Source organism: Enterobacter sp. 296B2 (genome assembly GCF_034106185.1).
Taxonomy (GTDB): Bacteria; Pseudomonadota; Gammaproteobacteria; order Enterobacterales; family Enterobacteriaceae; genus Enterobacter; species Enterobacter cloacae_N.
Map to the genome: position 1 here is coordinate 1 of NZ_JAWNCA010000072.1, position 1,600 is coordinate 1,600.

At 53.9% G+C, this 1,600-nt stretch carries 1 rRNA gene; it reads right to left on the bottom strand.

The window, feature by feature from the left end:
- Window positions 1–20 precede the first annotated feature (20 nt).
- Window positions 21–1,560, bottom strand: a 16S ribosomal RNA gene (locus tag URZ40_RS23095).
- Between the last annotated feature and the right edge of the window lie 40 nt (window positions 1,561–1,600).

Consider the following 1,600-nt stretch of genomic DNA (forward strand, 5'->3'; position numbering starts at 1 on the left):
CAAAGGCAGGTTCTTTAAGGTAAGGAGGTGATCCAACCGCAGGTTCCCCTACGGTTACCTTGTTACGACTTCACCCCAGTCATGAATCACAAAGTGGTAAGCGCCCTCCCGAAGGTTAAGCTACCTACTTCTTTTGCAACCCACTCCCATGGTGTGACGGGCGGTGTGTACAAGGCCCGGGAACGTATTCACCGTGGCATTCTGATCCACGATTACTAGCGATTCCGACTTCATGGAGTCGAGTTGCAGACTCCAATCCGGACTACGACGCACTTTATGAGGTCCGCTTGCTCTCGCGAGGTCGCTTCTCTTTGTATGCGCCATTGTAGCACGTGTGTAGCCCTACTCGTAAGGGCCATGATGACTTGACGTCATCCCCACCTTCCTCCAGTTTATCACTGGCAGTCTCCTTTGAGTTCCCGGCCTAACCGCTGGCAACAAAGGATAAGGGTTGCGCTCGTTGCGGGACTTAACCCAACATTTCACAACACGAGCTGACGACAGCCATGCAGCACCTGTCTCAGAGTTCCCGAAGGCACCAATCCATCTCTGGAAAGTTCTCTGGATGTCAAGAGTAGGTAAGGTTCTTCGCGTTGCATCGAATTAAACCACATGCTCCACCGCTTGTGCGGGCCCCCGTCAATTCATTTGAGTTTTAACCTTGCGGCCGTACTCCCCAGGCGGTCGACTTAACGCGTTAGCTCCGGAAGCCACGCCTCAAGGGCACAACCTCCAAGTCGACATCGTTTACGGCGTGGACTACCAGGGTATCTAATCCTGTTTGCTCCCCACGCTTTCGCACCTGAGCGTCAGTCTTTGTCCAGGGGGCCGCCTTCGCCACCGGTATTCCTCCAGATCTCTACGCATTTCACCGCTACACCTGGAATTCTACCCCCCTCTACAAGACTCTAGCCTGCCAGTTTCGAATGCAGTTCCCAGGTTGAGCCCGGGGATTTCACATCCGACTTGACAGACCGCCTGCGTGCGCTTTACGCCCAGTAATTCCGATTAACGCTTGCACCCTCCGTATTACCGCGGCTGCTGGCACGGAGTTAGCCGGTGCTTCTTCTGCGGGTAACGTCAATCGACAAGGTTATTAACCTTATCGCCTTCCTCCCCGCTGAAAGTACTTTACAACCCGAAGGCCTTCTTCATACACGCGGCATGGCTGCATCAGGCTTGCGCCCATTGTGCAATATTCCCCACTGCTGCCTCCCGTAGGAGTCTGGACCGTGTCTCAGTTCCAGTGTGGCTGGTCATCCTCTCAGACCAGCTAGGGATCGTCGCCTAGGTGAGCCGTTACCCCACCTACTAGCTAATCCCATCTGGGCACATCTGATGGCAAGAGGCCCGAAGGTCCCCCTCTTTGGTCTTGCGACGTTATGCGGTATTAGCTACCGTTTCCAGTAGTTATCCCCCTCCATCAGGCAGTTTCCCAGACATTACTCACCCGTCCGCCACTCGTCACCCGAGAGCAAGCTCTCTGTGCTACCGTTCGACTTGCATGTGTTAGGCCTGCCGCCAGCGTTCAATCTGAGCCATGATCAAACTCTTCAATTTAAGTTTGATGCTCGTGAATTAAACTTCGTAATGAATTACG